This is a genomic window from Enterococcus sp. FZMF (genome assembly GCF_030263915.1).
Taxonomy (GTDB): domain Bacteria; phylum Bacillota; class Bacilli; order Lactobacillales; family Enterococcaceae; genus Enterococcus_D; species Enterococcus_D casseliflavus.
Genome location: NZ_CP127160.1, coordinates 452,613 through 472,053, shown reverse-complemented (window position 1 = coordinate 472,053; position 19,441 = coordinate 452,613). Strand labels below are relative to the sequence as shown.

The following is a 19,441-nucleotide window of genomic DNA, read 5'->3' as shown; positions in this document are numbered from 1 at the left end:
TACGTTCTCCTATTCTTTTATTTTTTTATGTTTGATCATTCGTTTCATATTTACTTCATTAATAAAAAGGCCGGATCATCTCCTGTGATATGTTGCCCTGCCTCCTCTTTGATCGTTTGCTTATATAAGAGCTGGTAGGCTTTAGGACTCATGCCTTTTTTCTGTTTAAAGGTATTGGTAAAGTGCTGCCTACTGTTGAATCCTGCTTGAGCGGCAATTTCGACGATTGGCAGCTGACTATTGCTTAGTAAAAATGCTGCCTGCTTCAGACGCTCACTAGTGAGAAAATGGTTGACCGTCACTCCCAGTTGCTCATGAAAGAGTTTATGCAAGTAGGCTTTCGTAATCCCCACAGCCGCTGCGATTTGGGAGACTTGAATATCTTCATCAAAATGCTGTTGAATATAGTTGACCGCAGCGTTCACATAGCAATTGCCCCGTTTGGTTTCTTTCGTACGTAATGAAAAGGCTAATTCCATCAACATCCGCTTAAACAAGAGCTCGATCGTAAATTGCCGTTCAGCAGACGGTTGCTCTTGAGTATCATCGATCATTAGCAGCTGCAGCAATGACTTGATCGCTTGTCCAAATTGGCGGACATCGCGACTTTTCGCGTAAGGCTCATTCAATTGTACATTTCCTTTGATGTATGCAAAAACATCACGAACACAAAGGCCGGACGGTGTCTCACTCAGAAGAAATTCAATATTCAGTAAGGTGCAGGAATCTCCTTCAACGAGTAAGGCGTGTTCCACAAACGCGTTTATGAAAACGAAATCATTTCTTTCCAGAACAATTACTTGATCTTGCACCTTTATCTTACACTTCCCTTTGGTCACAAACATGATCTCACACGCTGGGTGTTGATGTGGATCCATGGAAAAACGCTCAAGGGCAACACTATAGTATGCTGTAATCTTCGCATAGTTTGTTTCTTGTGGAAACACCATTGATCAACTCCTTTTTCATTCGTTGACGATTTCTTTCTTTTTTATTTCTAGTAGACAAAACTTTCCCTCTCTTTTTTATTGCTTAATATACTATAAGAAAAACGTACTAGGAGGAAATCAATGTCTTTTTTACATTTTGCACAAACACCCCCAATGGGATGGAATTCTTGGGACTGCTATGGCGCTTCTGTAACCGAAGCAGAAGTGATCGCCCATGCAGATTTTATGGCAGAGCATTTGAAAGCTTATGGTTGGGAGTACGTCGTCGTGGATATTCAATGGAGCGAACCAGAAGCAAAGTCTACAAGGTACAATGATTTTTATCCGTTGTGTATGGACGACTATTCTCGCTTGATTCCTGCTGAGAACCGTTTCCCTTCAGCAAAAGATGGCGCTGGTTTCAAAAAACTTGGTGACTATCTGCATCAAAAAGGGCTGAAGTTTGGTATCCATATCATGCGCGGCATTCCACGACAAGCAGTTCATCAAAATACGCCGATCAAAGGAACGGATAAACGGGCACGGGACATTGCTATGAATTCAATCTGCCCTTGGAATTCCGATATGTATGGGGTCGATGTTTCATTGCCTGAAGGACAGCTTTATTATGATTCTTTGCTCGAATTATATGCTTCTTGGGGTGTTGACTTTATAAAGGTGGATGATATCGGCGATTCGAAAATTTACGGTGATGCCCATAAAGCAGAAATCAAAGCGATTCGCCGTGCGATCGATCGATCGGGTCGAGAGATCGTCCTTTCTTTGTCTCCCGGACCAGCTGCCCTCAAAAATGGTAGTTTCTTTCAAAATCATGCCAATATGTGGCGCTTGACGGATGACTTTTGGGATCATTGGGACGCCCTTTACGCCATGTTTGACCGAGCAGCAGAGTGGGCACCTTTCGTCCGTCCAGGTAACTGGCCTGACTGTGATATGCTGCCGTTGGGTCATATCGGCATTCGGGCAGTTGATGGTGGCGGTGGTGATAGCTGGACACGTTTTACGGAAGAAGAGCAATACTTATTGATGAGTTTATGGACGATCTTCCAATCTCCATTGATGTTCGGTGGTACTTTACCAGACATCGATCCCTTTACGTTACGTTTATTGACGAATACTAAAGTCTTAGAAATGTATCGAAGAATCCATACGAAAAAAGAGTTCTATCGTGATCAAGAGTGGATCATTTGGGAGGCGTTGAGCGACACAGCCGTCTACTATGCCATTTTCAATGTTTCTGATCAAACGCAAACCATCCCAAAATCGATTGCTGCTTTACTACCAATTAAAAGCGGCACTGAGTTATGGCAACAAAAAGAACAAACAATTGCCGATGCTGAGGTTCCTACTCATGGTGTCAGATTATTAAAAGGCAGTATTTAGTAAAAAGGGCAGCAGCATACGTTTACAAGCAGCACAATGTAACCTACTCATTGTGCTGCTTGTTTTTTATTCTTCGTACACTTTTCGACCAAGAAACGCAACGCCTTGATCATTGATTCCAGAGAAAAACAACCTTTCTTTTTGGTCGATGTACTCATAATATGGGACAAATTCGTTTTCTCCCCACAAGTAACTTCGTCCTTCTTTTTTTAATGCTGTTATTTCTTGCAGTTGAGAAGATATAACTTGAGATTCATGATCAAATTGGATGATTTCCCACTTTCCTAACAGAGTTTCCTGCTCTGGCATTCGTGAAACACTTCCTTGATAGATTGAAGCAGAGATTACTGGCCAGCCTGATTCTAGCCAATAGAGTTTACGTATTTGTAAATGGAATTGGTCACTGAATGGTTTTCTCCGTGCATGATGCACAACGAAGCTTTCTTTATTGGATTGCGTAAAGATCGAGTTATGACCAGGAGCGTATACAACTGGTTCTTCTGAGAACTGATAACTGCCCAACAGTTTAGTCCCTACTTCGGTTGGCGTCTTTTCTTGATCCGTCATGGCCGTACCATGCCAGTCCAGATATGGCCCTGTAATTTCTTTTGCTCGGGCGACACGGATATTATACGAATCGTTAAGTGAGTCGAAAGAAACAAACAAATAATAATAATCGGTTTCAGGATGATAATAGATAAATGGGCCTTCAATAGCAGTATCAACTGTTTTCGGACGAAAAGCAATCCGTTGGCCATAGCTCTTTTCTTGAAGTTTTCCAGTTTCTTTGTTCAATGGAGCAATATAGATTCCGCCAAAGAAAGAACCATAGATAAACCACTGCTCACCCGAGCGGTCAAAAGCAATATTGGCATCGATCGCGTTATGCTGTGCAAGAGTTGCATTGGTTTTAACAACCTCTCCTTGATCTTCCCAAGGGCCCAAAGGATCTGATGCTGTAGCTAAGCCGATAAAAGAAGTGGTACTGCCGAATGTCGAAGCAGAATAATACATACGGAATTCGTCCTTGTAGCGGATAACTTCCGGTGCCCATAGTCCTTGAGCTTTGCTCCATTTTACTGCTGGTTCAGGCATTTCTGACAATGCCTGTTTCTCAAATTGCCAATGGATCAAATCTTTTGAACGACGAATTGGTACACCAGCCGTTTTGGGCTGGTGTGTGTCCGTTGAATATAAATAAAAGGTGCCTTCATGTTCAATAATCGTAGGATCATGAACCCCATTGATCGCTGTCATGTCTTCCCTCATCTCCTAATTGATTTATGCTATTTTATAAAAACAGGACAGCTACTTGACGAGCTGTCCTGTTTGTTCCCACATTCCTGCAGGACAGTTTTTCTTAGCTAAATTTGCGCGAAACCGATAAAAGCAGCCGCATTTGGTACAGGTATGATTCAATCGCAATGGACAAGTCTCACAAACAGCGATTCTCCTACTGACGATCTTCGGCGAAGCCAAGTCGCTTTCTAAAGAAAGTTGTTCTGCTATCAAGGATTCAATGTCTTCCTGTGCTGCTGCAGCAGCATCTTTCACTTCGCATCCTTTACAAGTCATGGGATCAGACTGTCAATGAGATCGTTAGAACACTCATTGCTGGCACCCGCAAGCTGACTTTGTTCTCTTTAACATCGTAAGCGGTGAAGTCTTGGATCACCACATCTTCAGGATGATCAAAATCATTGTGTGCGTTCATTTTGTCCCCCACGATATAACGAGCTTCTTTCACTTCATTGATCGCTGTTTCCAGGGAGAAGGTTAATTCTTCCGTGCCTTGGGTAGCAAAATTACAAACCGATAGATGGATCGTATCCTCTTTTTTCGAAATCGTATACGTAATGGTATCACTGCTAGTTCCATGGCTATCAATGGTTTCAGCATCTTGATGGACTTTGTACAAATCAAAGACATGATAGCTTGGAGTTTTCACCATTTGTTCGCCATCTGTCAAAATCATCGCTTGCAGGACGTTGACGGTTTGTGCGATATTTGCCATATGCACTCGCTTGGCATGTTTATGGAAAATATTCAAGGTGATCGCTGCGACCATGGCATCACGAATCGTATTTTGTTGGTATAAGAAGCCTGGATTCGTCCCAGGTTCTGCTGAGAACCAAGTGCCCCATTCATCAACAATGATTCCCACACGCTGTTCTGGGTCATACTGGTCCATGATCGCGCTGTGGCGGGTCAATAATTCATCCATGTAGGCTGCTTTTTCACAGGTCACTTGCCACTCTGCCTCATCAAATTCCAAGGCGCTCCCTTTTTCTTCCCAGCCCTGCGGATGAACGTAGTAGTGCAAGCTTAGGCCGTCCATCAACCAATGGGCGTTTTTCATCAGCGTTTCTGTCCAATGATAGTCTGCGACATTCGCTCCGCCAGCAACTTTGTAGATTTTTTTGTCACCGTATTGGCGGACATAGGTTTGATAGCGGCGATACAGATCCGCATAGTACTCTGGCCGCATATTGCCGCCGCAACCCCAGTTTTCGTTTCCTACGCCAAAGAATTTCATTTCCCACGCATCTTCATGGCCATTTTCTCTGCGAAGATCAGCCATCGGAGAAATGCCATCCATCGTAATGTATTCCACCCATTCCGACATTTCTTGCACCGTTCCGCTGCCGATATTACCGTTGACATACGCGTCACATTCCAGCTGCTTGATCAATTCAAAAAATTCATGGGTCCCGAAATGATTGTTTTCAGTCACGCCGCCCCAGTGAGTGTTGACCATCGTTTTGCGGTTTTCTTTAGGACCAATCCCGTCTTTCCAATGGTATTCATCGGCGAAGCAGCCGCCTGGCCAACGCAGCACAGGGATTTGAATGTTTTTCAGTGCTTCAACCACATCGATCCGCATCCCATTTTTATTTGGGATCTGCGAATCTTCTCCAACGTATAATCCTTCATAGATACAACGGCCTAGATGCTCTGCAAAATGACCGTAGATATATTTGCTGATCGTTGTTCCTGATTTTGTGTTTTGAATGTTGATCGTCAATCAGTTCACCTTCATCTCTAATTTATTGTTTGCGACCGGCTCGCCAAAAACTGGGAATCCTTTTTCATCCCAAGTGAATGGTTGTGCAACTGCATGTCGATTCGGGTTTGCCAGAGGATCGCCTGCCTGATTTTTTTCTGGTCTTGCATGATAAACTAAAATGTCCTCACCATCTGCCCCTTTTGTAAAAGAGTTATGCCCCGGTCCATATTGAGAATTCCGTTCTGACGTTTGAAAGACTGGCTCTTGGGATTTGTGCCAAGAAAATCCATTCAATAAATCACTATTTTCGTCTGTCCACAATAATCCCATAGCGTAATTTTCATCTGTAGCACTGCCAGAATAAGTGATAAAAATCTTACCATTTCGCTTAAGCACGGCTGGTCCCTCATTCACCATGAAACCAATCTGTTCCCAAGGGTATTCAGGGATCGATAGTAAAAGCTGCTTTCCTTTTAGTGTCCATGGATTTTCCATTTCTGATAGATAAAGATTAGAGTTTCCTGGAATTCTTGGATCTTGTTGCGCCCAAACATAATAAAGTTTCTCCTGATGTTCAAACACAGTTGCATCCAAACTAAAACTTTCAAATTGCGTGATGACCTGTCCTTTTTCTTCCCATTCCCCTTCAAAAGGGTCACTTGCATTATTTTCGATCACGAACATTCGATGATGATAATTTTCATTTCTGATCTCTTCATTATCACTCGCGGCAAAATAGATATACCACTTATCAGCGATAAAATGAATTTCTGGCGCCCAAATCAATTCACTCATTGGTCCCGACTCATGTGCCTGCCAAACCGTCTTTCTTTCCGCATCTTCAAGTTCATTGAGGCTTTTCGCTCGTCTAAGTTCAATCGACTGATACCCAGGAACTGAACCTGTAAAATAATAGTAACCATCGGAATGTAAATATACCCAAGGGTCTGCTCGTTCATACACGATTGGATTTTGTATTGTCTCTGCATTTGCTTTTGCCATACCTTACTCCTCATTCCTAACAATAAATAATGGTACTCCTGCTTCTGAGGTACCTGTAAATGTCATTACTTGCTTTTGCTGATTTTCATCCCAGCCGGAAAGAAACTTCCCTTTATAAACAGTGTCATCGATAACCACACTTGAATCTTCTTGACTATTCTTTTCTGCTAGTTCCCATGTTCCAGTGCGATCACCTTTGATCGTGCCATTTTTTTCAACTGTAATTTCCTGTGGTTCTTTCAAATCATCCGTTAAAAACTTGTCAAAGGAAATCAGCGTATAGGCACCCGTAACTTGATTCTTTGTATAGTCAGCAATCGTTTCTTCGCTGTATCTCAATGGAGAAACAACCGGCCAGCCTGCTTCTGTGAAAAACATTTGATGGACTCTCACAGAATGGTATTCTCCGCTATTTGGAAAACGTGTATGGAAAATCAAGTAATATTGATTGGTTTCTTCATCATAATAGGTCGAGTTGTGACCTGGCGAAACATAGCCAACCCCTTCATTGCTCGTATTCTCGGTATATAGGAAGTTCCCCATAATTTTAGTTCCGAAGTCTTGAATACTTGCGTCATCAAAAACTGTTCCAAATTTCCCTTTGACCTCAGCCATTGGATTTCCTTGGCTGTCTTCATAAGGACCATCGGGATTCTTTGACCGCGCGACTCGAAGGTTGTATCCACCGTCTGCATCTAGCCCACCAAATGAAGTGAACAAGTAATAGTAGCCATTTTCTTGATTATACTGAATGTATGGTGCTTCGATGCGACTGTGATTTCCGCCCATCAAATGTGTTCCGTATGAATTGCGATCTTTAGGCAAACCCGTTTCATCATCCATTTCTAGGATAAAAATCCCACCTGAGTATGATCCATAGACCATCCATAATTTTCCTTCATTGTCATAAAAAACATGAGGATCGATCGCATTTGGATGAATCGCTGCATTGTACGCTTTACCAAACTGCGGAGAGGTTCCTGAATAAAGAAAAGATTCGACTTTTTCATAAGGACCTTCAATAGAGTCAGATACCGCCACTCCCATTACGGAGAGCGGTGAAGTTCCTTGACACAAACAATAGTACAAATAGTATTTTCCATTCTTAAACTGTTGGATATCACTAGCCCATAAAGTATCTGTCTGTGCGTACTCAAACTCTTCTGCCAATTCTTCTCGAATATTCTCAAATAGTGTATCTTCAGATACTGAATTAGATATCTGCTCCCACTTCATCAAATCCTGAGACTTGGCAAATTGCATATGTGATCCAATAATATAAAACGTATCATCCGCTTTGATCACCGATGGGTCATGGACACTAACATCGGCAAACTCAGGAGGGGACAAGACTTCTTCAACTGCAGAAGCAGTACAGCCAGATAAAAGAACCATTAGAGGAACACACGAGAAAAGAAATTTTTTGATCATGATTTTAACAATCCTTTCTTGCTATAGCCTGACAACAAGCACTTGCTGGCACTGTACAAAAAGATTGAAATTGCGACAAAAAAGAACCAATGATACGCCATGCTAACAATTGAAAATGTGAGAACCATCAAAAGACAAAGAAGCGATTCTTTTGGTAACAAGAATGGACTCGTCAATGAAAAAACGGCTTTTTTCCGCCACTTATCTTTACTCAATCGAGTGACTAAGGATAAATTGATCAATACTAAAATCACATAACTGAACAAAAACAAAAGTGGCCATTGGAAAAATGCTCTCATTAGATCACTTTGCTGCACAATCAGCAATTCCAAATAGAGAATGCCTAGAATAAGTGGAAATATAAAGACCCGCCATTTGTATAAGCGAATGGCTGACACATAGTTTTTCCAAAATAAAGTCAATACTTCTATATAAGAGTAATAGCCTGTAAATAGATCCTCTTTATTTAGAATCGTTAAGACAGCAACAGTACTGGGAACAAAGCCGACCACAAAAAAACCAGCTAAAATACCTAGAAGCCACAAAATATTTAGTTCTATCAGAAGTACCAATGCATTTAGCCAGTTCATTGCTTTTAGAAACATCTACTCACCCTTTCATTCCAGAAAGTGCAACTGATTCAATAATTTGCTTTTGGAAAATAATAAATACGATCAAAACCGGAAGTAATGAAACAACGGAAGCTGCCATAATCAACGGATAATCCGTTTGAATTGCATAGGCGGCATTTAAGTTTGCGATCACTACTTGCAATGTTTGTTTTTCTGGACTATTCAAGTAGATCAAGGGTGCTAAGTAGTCATTCCAAGCACCCATAAACCATAAAATAAATTGAGCAGCAACCGCTGGACGAATCAACGGAAAAATCAATTGGATAAAGGTTTGTAAATAGCCCGCACCATCAATTTTCGCCGCCTCAACGATCGAATCAGGAATATTAGATAAATATTGTCGTAAAAAGAAAATCATCGTGATATTTCCAAACATTCCTGGGATGATCAATGGTAATAACGTATCAACCCAGCCAATTTGGGAAAACATCATAAATTGCGGGATCATCACCGCTGGATAAGGAATCATCAAAGCGGCTAAAAGGATTAGAAATAGCGCATCTTTATGCGGCATCCGTAATTTGGCAAATGAGAAGGCGGCTAAACTGGATGTCAGAGTACCTACAACAGTCACAGAAAGTGAAACGATCACTGTATTTTTAATCCCTGAGAACAAAGTGTCCAGCTCAGATAAACGTTTGTACGCATCAAATTGTACTGGGTCTGGAATCCATTGAGGTGGCAGCTGGAAGACGCCAGCTCGGTCTTTTAGCGATGTTGAGATCATCCAAAGTAACGGCCCCACCATAATAACTGCTCCAAGGGAGAGAATTAAAATAATGAGTACGTTGCTTATTTTCAGTTTTTTCATTCTTTTCCCTCCTAATCTAATTTATAGCTTGAACGATTGTTCATATAGAATTGGAATGCTGTTATCACAAAAACCAATACTGCTAGAATCAACGCCATACTGCTTGCATAACCCATTTGCCAATTTCTGAAAGCTTTTTGCCAGATATACCAAACGACCGTAGCACTGCTATATTGTGGTCCGCCAGTTGGTGTCATAATGTTTATTTCCGTAAAGATTTGTGAGCCGCCAATAATATTCGTAACGACTAAAAAGAAAGTGACTGGTCTAACCATCGGCCAAGTGATATTGCGAAACTTTTGAAAAGAAGAAGCACCATCTAATTCTGCTGCTTCATAAAAGGTTTTTGGTACACTTTGAATCGCTGCCAAGTACAAGAGCATAGAATAGCCCAATCCCTTCCAAACAGACATAATAATAATTGCCGGTTTGACTGTTGATGGGTTTTGCAACCAGTTAGGGCCGCTGATACCGAAGATATCCAAGACCTGATTGACTAAACCAAAATCACCATTGTAAGCCCATTGCCACAAAATCGAAATGGCTGCTAATGATGAGATGACTGGAATATAATAGATCGTTCGAAAAATCGTCGTTCCTTTAATTCCTCTGCTCAGTGCTGATGCCAGCATAAATGACAAAATCAAACCGATTGGGATCCCTAACATCAAAAAGACGGTATTAAACATCGTCTTATAGAAGTACTCATCTCTAAAAAGCTTCTGAAAGTTCTCAAAACCGATAAAATTCATTTGCCCTAGACCGTTCCAATCTGTAAAGGCAGCATAAACCGAATAGCCCAAAGGTATCAATGAAAACAAAATAAATCCTAAAACTGGAAGTAGAACGAACAAGAAAGCAACTTTGTGCTCTTTTGCATAAAGACTATTTTTATTTTTTGTTTTTTTTATTTCCACTTGTTCCATTACGCGTCCCTCCATAAAAATCTTTGGGGTCACATAGATATGTGACCCCAGTGAGTCTATCTTGCTGTTTCTTGTTGGCGAATCGCTGAGTCTAGTTTTTCTTGCATCTTAGGTTGAACTTCTTTTAAATAATCCGCTGCCGTTTGATCTCCATCTAACACAGGTTGGATATTGATAAAGAATTCATCGTACCATTCTGCATTGTAGGTTGTTGCTACTGGCAAAGCGCGACCATAATCTTGGACGATGTCAATAAATTCTTGTTTATTATTAGGTACACTGTCCGTATCAGAAGCCCATTCTTCAGCCATATCAATCAGGTTAGGAATTTGAATCTGTGCGTCTACTAATTGTTGTTGTCCTTCTTCAGATGCACTTAAATACTCAACTAATTTCACTGCTTCTTCTGGATGTTTGGTTTTGCTGGCAACACCAATTCCTAAAGAACCGATATACGTTGCAGATTCGCCTGTAGAGCCTGCTGGCCAAGGCATCAAGTCATACTCAAAATCTAATCCTGCATACGTACTCATATCCCAAGGTCCTACAGGGAAGAAAGCAATCTCACCATTCATCCATCTTTGATACGTATCCAATGTTTGGGCATCAGAAATTGAAGGGGTGAGTTCATGCACATTTTGCAGATCCGCAAACCATTGCAATGCTTCCGCAAATTCTGGTGTATCGACTGTAACGGTATCTTTGGCTTCGTTGATCCAATCTGCTCCGTTACTCCAAACAAAAGCTTGTAAACTCCAGTTTACGTTAAATCCTGTTGCCCATTGGTCAAGATTTCCATCTCCATCAGAATCCTTCGTCAACTGTTTAGATACTTCAATGAATTCATCCCATGTATAAGGCGTATCTGTATCTGGCAAATCAATACCAGCTTCTTTAAACATGTCTTTGTTATATCCTAAAGCAAATGGTCCAACATCTTTTGGTAATCCATACAAAGCACCGCTACCAACTTTTTCACCATCATACCGATAACTGTTTACCCCATATTCCCAAATGTTTGAAAGATCAAAATCTGAATTCTCAATTTCATCCGTAATATCTAGCAAAACACCATTATCAACGTAAGCCATTAGATTGCTTTGTTCTACATAGAAAACATCGGGCATATTACCGCCTGAGATTGCCGCTTGCAGCTTTGTTGCATATTGATCAGCATCTGTGGCGATAATCTTAACGCTTACATCATTTTCTTCCTCAAATTGTTTAATTGCTGTTTCATAGGCTTTCTTCTCGTCCTCGCCGCCTCGAAACATAAACGTAATTTCTTTACTTCCGCTATCATCACCTGAACTATTATTACTGTTTCCGCAGGCCCCTAATACCAAACTACTTAAACCTAGAACTGCTCCCGAAAAAATAACCTTTTTGATGTTCATCTTTTCCATCCTCTCAAGTTTTATAGATATTTGCAGGTACGTTATCACATTTGTTCATTGACATCTCTTAAAAAAGACCTTACTAACTGCTCATAATAATTCCTAACACCTAAGATATTTCCTATAAAGAAGCCTATAAACAATTCACAAAAACAAAACATAGAAATTGATGTTTGCAAACACTTTCAATTTACAAATAAATCATAACTTGATTTGTAATCGCTGTCAACAATATTTTGATTAATTTATTTAGGATAATATCTATATTAATTAATAAATATATTAATAACTAGCGAAATAAACAACGCTATTTACACAAATTAGCAAATATGTTAACATTCAAGTAAATCAAACAGTTTAAGCGGAGGTGACACGATGCAATTAGAAATCAATCAAGAAGCATTGCCTGTCTATGAGGCACTTGCCAGTAACGTGCGAATCAAAATCATTCAATTGCTGGCTAAAAACAAGATGAATGTCAAAGAGTTGGCACAGGAGTTGGGCTTAAGCAGCGCCATCATTACGATGCACATCAAAAAATTAGAAGAAGCCAAAATCATTAAAACAGAGCGTGTGGGGCAAAAAAAGATTTCCAGTTTAAGAGTGGATCATATCGATATCAACTTTCCTGAGAAAATCTTTAATGCCTTTGATACGAAAGAAACGGCGATACCGATCGGTCATTATACAAATTACTCGGTAGAACCAACGTGCGGGCTTGCTACTTCAGCTGATTTTGTGGGAATGGTGGATGAACCGAAGTTTTTCATGGATCCCCGACGAATGGATGCCCGCATCTTGTGGTTTACGAAAGGATTTGTTGAATACCAATCGCCAAACTTCTTAGCAAGAGAAGAAAAACTGGAAATGATGGAGATTTCAATGGAAGTTTCGTCTGAATTTCCTTTTTCCAATAACAACTGGCCGTCAGACATCACCTTCAGCTTAAATGGTGTGGAGCTTGGTACATGGACTAGCCCAGGGGATTTTGCAGATATTCGCGGCAAGTATACACCAGATTGGTATCCAGACAATCTCAATCAGTACGGGTTATTGAAGACGATCCGCATCATGGATCACGGAACTTACATGGAAGGTGTTCCTCTTTCCGACATTACGATCAAGGATATACCTGCCTACGAAGATACGTGGCACTTAAAAGTGGAAGTCAAAGAAGATGCCGAGCATGTCGGCGGTTGTACCCTCTTTGGCAAGGGGTTTGGGAATTACGATCAGGATATCAAACTGAAAATGTTTTATAGCTAAAAAAAAACGCTAGTCTTAGCGGCTGACCAAAACATTTCTTTTGGGAATCAGGTCGCTAAACTAGCGTTTTTGTTATTTCTTCAAATGGTAACTGTACGTACTTACAATGATGTTCTCACGCCAAGAGAGTCTGAAACGCAAGCGCAGGCTTGTTTGGTTGTGCAAAATATTTTGCCAGCGACGTCTTGGGACAAACTGTGGAATGATGACGGTCGTTGTGTAATTGTGTTTGGCTGCATTGCGGCTGACTAGATCCACATAACGCAAGATGGGATTTTCAATCGAACGATACGAAGAATGAACGACGGAGAAACGCACGTCTGGGAATTTTTGCTTAAATTCTTGTTCGATCTCTTTTTCTTTCTTCACATCTTCATCCAACGAGACGTGCATCGCCACGACATAATCACCAATCGATTGGGCATAGTTCAATGCGCCGATATTTACTCGGGTAACATTTCCGACGAGAACGATCACGGTATTTCCTTCATAGACATGCAGTGCTTCTTGTTTTTCCAATCGCAGCTGTTCTGCGACTTTTTTATAATGATCATGGATCTTGTAAAAGATATACAAGAGGATCGGCATGATAATGAAAAATGGCCAAATATCGCCTAAGCGATACACGAACAAGATGGCAATGATCGCAAAAGAAATCAAAGCCCCAATGATGTTGGCGATCGATTTAAAGAACCAGCCTTTGCCTTCTTTTTTCCATTTGATGACCATTCCGCTTTGGGATAGTGCAAAAGGAATGAATACCCCGATGGAATACAACGGAATCAAACGCTCGGTCGATCCTTGGAAGATAAACAATAGGACGATGGAACCAGCAGCTAAGGTGATGATCCCGTTTGAGTAGCCGAGACGATCCCCACGGTCTTGATACATGTGTGGCATATATTTGTCTTTGGCTAAGTTATACGCCAACACGGGGAAGGCGGAAAATCCAGTATTTGCGGCAACTGCTAAAATCAGCGCTGTGGCAAATTGCAAAACGTAGTACATAAACCCATGACCAAAAACAGCAGAGCCGATTTGAGATAGGACGGTCACTTCTGCTTCTGGTACGATACCGTACCAATAGTTGATAAAAGTGATACCGACGAAGAAGAACCCTAAGATCGCAGCCATGATCGTCAAAGTCGCAGCTGCATTTTTCGCCCGTGGTTTTTTGAAAAATGGCACCGCGTTACTGATCGCTTCGACCCCCGTCAAAGAAGAGGAACCTGATGAGAAAGCCCGTAAGATCAAGGCTACGGATACCCCAGGCACCACAGCTCCCGGCAGTGCGGTTGCATTCAACGGTTGCGCACCAGTTACGATGTTGTACAAGCCCACCACGATCAAGACTGTGATCACTGCGATAAAGGTGTAGACAGGAATCATTAAGAAGCTAGCTGATTCTCGCAGCCCTCGCAGATTCATCATCATGATCAAGAGCACGATCACGACAGAAATCGCCACTTGATGGCCGAACAACGCTGGCACAGCAGAAGTGATGGCTTCCGCCCCTGCTGAGACGGATACTGCTACTGTCAGCATATAATCGATCAACAGTGAGCCGCCGGCAATCAGGCCCGCATTTTTCCCTAAATTTTCACTACTTACTACATACGCCCCACCACCGTGAGGGTAAGCATGAATGATCTGACGGTAAGACAAGGTCAATGAAATCAAAAGAATAATAACAAAAGCAGCGATCGGTAATGAATACCAGATGGCAGCAGCGGAAAGTGCCACTAATACGACAACGATCTGCTCTGTCCCATAAGCAATCGAAGACAAAGCATCAGAAGATAGCAACGCAAGGGCCGCCGTCCGGCTCAGTTTTTGTTCATCATTCTCTGCGGATTTCAATGGACGTCCGACCAACAAACGTTTCAAATACTCCACTTTTTCTACACTCCTTTTCATGAAAAAATCCTTCGTTAAACTTGTAACGATATCCTCACAAATATTGAATTATCAAGACTGTATGCTACTCTTGTAACCGCGAAAAGTCAATGAAAATCAGATGAAAAAACGACCCTTTTTCCCTCTTTTGATTATTAGAAATTTCACGTGATGGCACAAAAGCAGAAAGAACAAATGCTCTTTCTGCTTTTCGATGTTAGTGGAAGAAATGACTTTCTTTGGAAATGTCGCTTAATTTCTTCGTAGAGTTGACTAGATAAGGATACGCGTAGGTACCGACGATCCCAAAGACCAGGAACAAAATCGTTAAAATAACCAATTGTGGTACGGCATTTGGCCAATAGATCCCGCCAGCTGATTCTCTTAACAGATTGACTGCATGGGTAAATGGCAGCAGCGGATTAATGAATTGGAAGAACTTCCCAGAAACTTGGATCGGGTAGTTTCCTCCCCCACCTGAGATGGAGAGAACCAAAATGATGATGGCGATCCCTTTCCCGAGGTTGCCGAACAGTCCTGCCAGTACGTAAACGATCATCATAAAAGCGAGTCCGACGAGTAATGCGAAGAAGACACTGTACACTGGATTGTGGACATCAACGCCTAATAAAAACATATTTCCTAGGGTCACGATCAAACTTTGGGCGACTGCCATCGTCAAGAACGTCAGCATTCGTGCCACAAAGGTTTCACGTTGTGTAAAGCGTTTTTTGTCTTTCTTCTCTAAATGATACTCCGTTGTAGCGACACTTGACAACAATAATGCCCCTACCCACAAACACAATGCGGTATAAAACGGTGTGCTAGCTGAACCATTGTTGGCGATTGGATAGATTTCATTGCTTTTTAATTCCACTGGTTGTTTGAAGAAGTCGGCTTCATCGGTGGCATCAAGTTTCAATAATTTGATGACTTCTCCAAGATCGACTTCATTTTCTCCTGCTCGGATCGCATCAGCGGCTTTGTGGATGCCTGCTTTGATACTCGGCCAATCGTTATTGATCAAATCGACAGCCGCATCCAAGGCTTTTTCAACTTCTGGCAGTTTTTCATCCACCATCGCCATCGTAGAGCTGATTTCTGATTTGATGGTTGGCCAGTCGTTTTGCAAGAAGTTTACGGCCAGCCCTAATTTTTCTTCGACCACTGGCAATTCATTGTTGTAAAGGTCGGCTCCTTTGTTGATGGCATTGACGATTTCATCCATGTGACCATTCAGCATCGTATTGGCATCGTGCAATTCTTGCTTGATGGCAGGCAATTCTTTTTGGTATTTTTCCAAAATCGTCACGGCATTGCTGACCACTGATTTGGTGGAAGACAGCAACGAGTCAAAATCGATCTCTTGGGCTTTTTTCAAGACATCTTCGGCGGTGGTGATGGTTTCGATTAGTTTGGTTAGAATGTCGTTGATGGTGGTGGTGATTGAATCAACATTGATGCTGTTCATGAGATTGGCAACGTTTTGAGCAGCTGCGGTAACTTGATCGAGATACGCTGTAATTTCATCAACAGACCCATTTTGAACAAGGTTATTCAATTGCGATAAGCGGTCAGATAAAACACCTAACGTTGTTTTGGCATTGCTTAGTTGTGCAATGATACCTTCTAGGTCGGCGTTACTGCCAGAATTCTGAATATTGGTTAAAAAGGCAATCAAGGAATCCAAGGCGGCTTGTTGTTGTTGGATGTTCTTTTGAAAGTCAGTGATCGTTGCACTGATTGCTTGACGCTCTTCATCTGTTAGTTCATTTTCAGCCAGCGCTTGGCGAATCGTACTTGTTAGACCGGCTGTGGTGGTTGCCACTTGACTGATCGACTCAATCGTCACCTTCACACTGCTAGAAATACTTGGCAGGGCATCTTGCAATTGTTGCGCCCCATCTTTGGTCGCGGTGGCGAAGCTGGCGGCTTGGTCGCCTAGTTGTTCGATCTGTGGTAAAGCGGCTTGCACTTGTTCAATGACTTGCAGTCCTTGCTTGGCGGTGTCGATGCCGTCCGTCATGGTGCTGGCAATGTCATCGAAATCATCGTCGATCATCTTCAATTGTTTGCCAGCATTTTGGATCTCTGGGATCTTTTCTTGCAAGGTCAAAATGATGTTGGCTTCTTTCTTCAATGCAGGCAGCTTATCGTTTAAGCCGATCAGTTTTTCCCCCATGGCATCCACTTGTGGGATATAATCGGTGAATTCTTCGGCTTTTGCGATCTTTTCTTTGATTTCTGGAAACTTATCGTGCAAGGTGACGATCTCTTTCGTATAGCCATCGATCGTAGCCAAATTGTCATCGGTGTCTAAGATCATCGATTTGACTTTGTTGATGCTGACTAAGTTGGAATCAATGTCATAGCCGATTTCATTGAAGACTTTTATCAACGTGGAGCTGGCGGTTTCAATAAAGTTTTGTGAGATCTCTTCTTGAAGGCTGCTGGCTCCTTTATCGGTGATTTTTGGTGCGATGGCATTGATTTTTTGGTTGCTATAATACTCGATGGTCGGTTTTTCGATTTTTCCACTGGTAAAGCTGATCAGATCATCTGAAAAATCCGCTGGCAGATAAATACCCGCGTAATATTTTCCTGACTTGACCCCTTCTACTAAGTCCTCTTTTGAATCCAAGAAACGCCAGCCCAACTGCTTGTTTTTATGGAGGGTATCGATGACTTCATCACCGATATCGATGTGCTTGTCTTGAAATTCTGCCCCTTTATCCGCACTGTAAACGGCGATCGGCAATTCACTGGTGTTGCCGTATGGGTCCCAGAGGGCTTTGATATTGAACCACGCATAAAGCGAGGGTAAAATCATTAAGGCAATGATCAAAAATGCAGAGATTGGATTGCTGAAAATTCGTTTCCAGTCCAGTTTATATAAATAGAAAACATTCTTTAGTTTATTCATTTTTTCTTCCCCCACTAGTTCTTCGTCGAAGGATAATTTACCATGTTTTTCCCCTGCCGCCAACGGCTAGGATCGACCAAGAAAAGTCCTTTTGACAAATGGACGTTTTTGTCAAAATGAAACCCCTTTACTTTTTGTTTTTTTTCGCTTATTGTTAAACTTTCTTTAACTTTACCATGATGGCGAAAAACACACCACTCATATCCTTTGATCTGTTTTTTTACAGGCCTTTCCTATACAAAAAAAGCTTCCTTTTTCTGCAACGAAAAAGGAAGCTTTTTTAGGTATTATTTCAGTTGATCCTTTGCCAATAACTCATACACATACTTCAATGAGGTAGCTTCGCCATATAATTGAAGATCTGCTTTTTCCTCTGGGGAATAGACTTGATCAAAACTTTGATCGGGAATCAGCACGACATCGATGCCCGCACGCGTCGCGGCTGTTGCTCCCACAAGAGAATCTTCCATGACTAAAGCTTTTTCTGCTGCGACTTGCGCTTTTTCTAAAGTCAGCAAGTAAGGTGCTGGATCAGGTTTATGGGCGGAGACATCATCGCCAAAGGTCTGATAGTCAAAGGCCTGCAACAAATCGAAATGCGCCAACAATTCAGAGGCTCTTTTTTTCATCGTCGAGGTGGCTAATGCCGTTTGGAAGCCTTTCTCACGAGCCAATGCGATGGTTTCTTTCGCATAGGGTTTGGTTTTGAAGGTGCCATCGATTATTTGCTGGGCAATATAGACTTCCCGTTCTGCTCGTAATTCCTGCACTCGCTGCTGACCGCCTACGAGGTCGGCTAATTTAGTGGCAGTCTGTTGCCAACTTTGACCACGCCAACCAAAAATATCAGCGGCTGTAATCGGAAGCTCATACTTTTTAAATAGCGCCAACCACCCATCAAAATAGACTCTTTCAGTATCGACTAACAATCCATCAAAATCAAAAATCAAAAGTTCTTTCATAAACGCTCCTTCGTTTTGCTAAGATTTTTTCCTCACTCACTGGGGATCAAGACATCTCTCGACTTTTGTCAGCAGCTGCTTGCACTGCTTTGATGACAGCCGCCCGAAAGCCATTTTCCTCTAAGGTTTTGACTGCTTGGATCGTTGTGCCCCCTGGCGAGCTGACACGATCCTTTAAGACGCCTGGGTGTTCCTTCGTCTCTAATACCATCTTCGCTGCGCCTAATACCGCTTGAGCAGCAAATTCATACGCCATCGGCCGCGGCATTCCTTCTGCCACTGCTCCATCTGCCAAAGCTTCAATGAACAAATACGTGTAGGCTGGTGAAGAACCGCTGACACCAATGACTGCATCGATCATGCTTTCTGGTACTTGCTCGGCTTTGCCCAGGCTTTCAAAAAGCTGTTTGACTTCATTGGCTTCGGCTTTCGTCACTTGACCGTTGGGACTGATAGAAGACATCCCTTCCCCCACCAGTGCAGGGGTGTTTGGCATGACCCGCACGATTTTGCGCGCACCGATGATTTCTTCCATTTGCGCGATCGTCACACCCGCGGCAATGGATACTAGCAAATGCTCCTTGGTCAAGCCGTCTTTTAAATCAGCAAGCAAGCGGGGAAAGACAAAAGGTTTAACTGCTAAGACGAGGATCTCCGCTTTTTCGGTGACATCTGCTAGCTTAGTTGTCCCAGTGATCCCGGTTTCTTTTTCTAATTGTGCCAAAGTCGGCTCGTAGCGATGGTTATAAACCAAGATCTCTGCTGGTTCATACAGGTTTGCTGCAATCAAGCCATTAATGATAGCTTTTGCCATGTTACCGGCTCCTAAAAAGGCGATTTTTCTCATAGTTTTCA

Annotated in this window: 16 protein-coding genes; 2 read left to right on the top strand and 14 right to left on the bottom strand. The window is 42.0% G+C overall.

Annotated features, from left to right (window positions below; all coding sequences use genetic code 11):
- Positions 1-50 precede the first annotated feature (50 nt).
- On the bottom strand, positions 51-950 hold the full coding sequence (locus QN079_RS02245; RefSeq protein WP_081116191.1) for a helix-turn-helix domain-containing protein: 900 nt from the start codon (positions 948-950) through the stop codon (positions 51-53).
- A 120-nt stretch (positions 951-1,070) separates the two neighbouring features.
- Here QN079_RS02245 and QN079_RS02240 point away from each other — a divergent pair, with 120 nt between their 5' ends.
- Entirely contained in the window at positions 1,071-2,333 is a 1,263-nt protein-coding gene (locus QN079_RS02240) for a glycoside hydrolase family 27 protein (protein ID WP_289230359.1), read from the top strand.
- 66 nt (positions 2,334-2,399) lie between these two features.
- Here QN079_RS02240 and QN079_RS02235 read toward each other — a convergent pair whose 3' ends face one another.
- Genes QN079_RS02235 through QN079_RS02195 form a run of 9 tightly spaced genes read right to left on the bottom strand, consistent with a single transcriptional unit; the run spans position 2,400 to position 11,539 of the window.
- Entirely contained in the window at positions 2,400-3,590 is a 1,191-nt protein-coding gene (locus QN079_RS02235; protein ID WP_289230358.1) for an arabinan endo-1,5-alpha-L-arabinosidase, read from the bottom strand.
- A 51-nt stretch (positions 3,591-3,641) separates the two neighbouring features.
- A complete protein-coding gene (locus QN079_RS02230) occupies positions 3,642-3,908 on the bottom strand; it encodes a DUF6171 family protein (RefSeq protein WP_115231666.1) in 267 nt (88 codons plus the stop codon).
- Positions 3,909-3,912: 4 nt separating this feature from the next.
- Complete coding sequence (locus tag QN079_RS02225; protein WP_289230357.1) at positions 3,913-5,358, bottom strand: alpha-N-arabinofuranosidase; 1,446 nt, start codon at positions 5,356-5,358, stop codon at positions 3,913-3,915.
- Positions 5,359-6,342 (bottom strand): glycoside hydrolase family 43 protein, encoded by a 984-nt coding sequence (locus QN079_RS02220; protein WP_289230356.1) that lies wholly within the window; start codon positions 6,340-6,342, stop codon positions 5,359-5,361.
- A gap of 3 nt (positions 6,343-6,345) precedes the next feature.
- Positions 6,346-7,773 (bottom strand): glycoside hydrolase family 43 protein, encoded by a 1,428-nt coding sequence (locus tag QN079_RS02215; RefSeq protein WP_289230355.1) that lies wholly within the window; start codon positions 7,771-7,773, stop codon positions 6,346-6,348.
- Positions 7,770-8,378, bottom strand: a complete 609-nt coding sequence (locus tag QN079_RS02210; RefSeq protein ID WP_061053696.1) for a DUF624 domain-containing protein — start codon at positions 8,376-8,378, stop codon at positions 7,770-7,772. The genes QN079_RS02215 and QN079_RS02210 overlap by 4 nt, the downstream gene beginning before the upstream one ends.
- Positions 8,379-8,382: 4 nt before the next feature.
- Entirely contained in the window at positions 8,383-9,216 is an 834-nt protein-coding gene (locus QN079_RS02205; protein WP_005232200.1) for a carbohydrate ABC transporter permease, read from the bottom strand.
- A gap of 11 nt (positions 9,217-9,227) precedes the next feature.
- Positions 9,228-10,142 (bottom strand): carbohydrate ABC transporter permease, encoded by a 915-nt coding sequence (locus tag QN079_RS02200; protein ID WP_015508888.1) that lies wholly within the window; start codon positions 10,140-10,142, stop codon positions 9,228-9,230.
- Positions 10,143-10,198: 56 nt separating this feature from the next.
- Positions 10,199-11,539, bottom strand: coding sequence for an ABC transporter substrate-binding protein (locus QN079_RS02195; RefSeq protein ID WP_289230354.1), 1,341 nt, complete (start codon positions 11,537-11,539; stop codon positions 10,199-10,201).
- A gap of 375 nt (positions 11,540-11,914) precedes the next feature.
- On the opposite strand from QN079_RS02195, the gene QN079_RS02190 reads away from it, so the two are divergent.
- On the top strand, positions 11,915-12,805 hold the full coding sequence (locus QN079_RS02190) for an ArsR/SmtB family transcription factor (RefSeq protein WP_005227282.1): 891 nt from the start codon (positions 11,915-11,917) through the stop codon (positions 12,803-12,805).
- 72 nt (positions 12,806-12,877) lie between these two features.
- On the opposite strand, the gene kimA is transcribed toward QN079_RS02190, so the two are convergent.
- The 4 genes from kimA to proC form a co-directional block, all read right to left on the bottom strand.
- Positions 12,878-14,701, bottom strand: a complete 1,824-nt coding sequence (gene kimA, locus QN079_RS02185; protein ID WP_289230719.1) for a potassium transporter KimA — start codon at positions 14,699-14,701, stop codon at positions 12,878-12,880.
- A 217-nt stretch (positions 14,702-14,918) separates the two neighbouring features.
- A complete protein-coding gene (locus tag QN079_RS02180) occupies positions 14,919-17,624 on the bottom strand; it encodes a YhgE/Pip domain-containing protein (RefSeq protein ID WP_289230353.1) in 2,706 nt (901 codons plus the stop codon).
- 287 nt (positions 17,625-17,911) lie between these two features.
- Positions 17,912-18,586, bottom strand: coding sequence for an HAD family hydrolase (locus QN079_RS02175; protein ID WP_289230352.1), 675 nt, complete (start codon positions 18,584-18,586; stop codon positions 17,912-17,914).
- A 46-nt stretch (positions 18,587-18,632) separates the two neighbouring features.
- Complete coding sequence (gene proC / locus QN079_RS02170) at positions 18,633-19,433, bottom strand: pyrroline-5-carboxylate reductase (RefSeq protein WP_289230351.1); 801 nt, start codon at positions 19,431-19,433, stop codon at positions 18,633-18,635.
- Positions 19,434-19,441 lie beyond the last annotated feature (8 nt).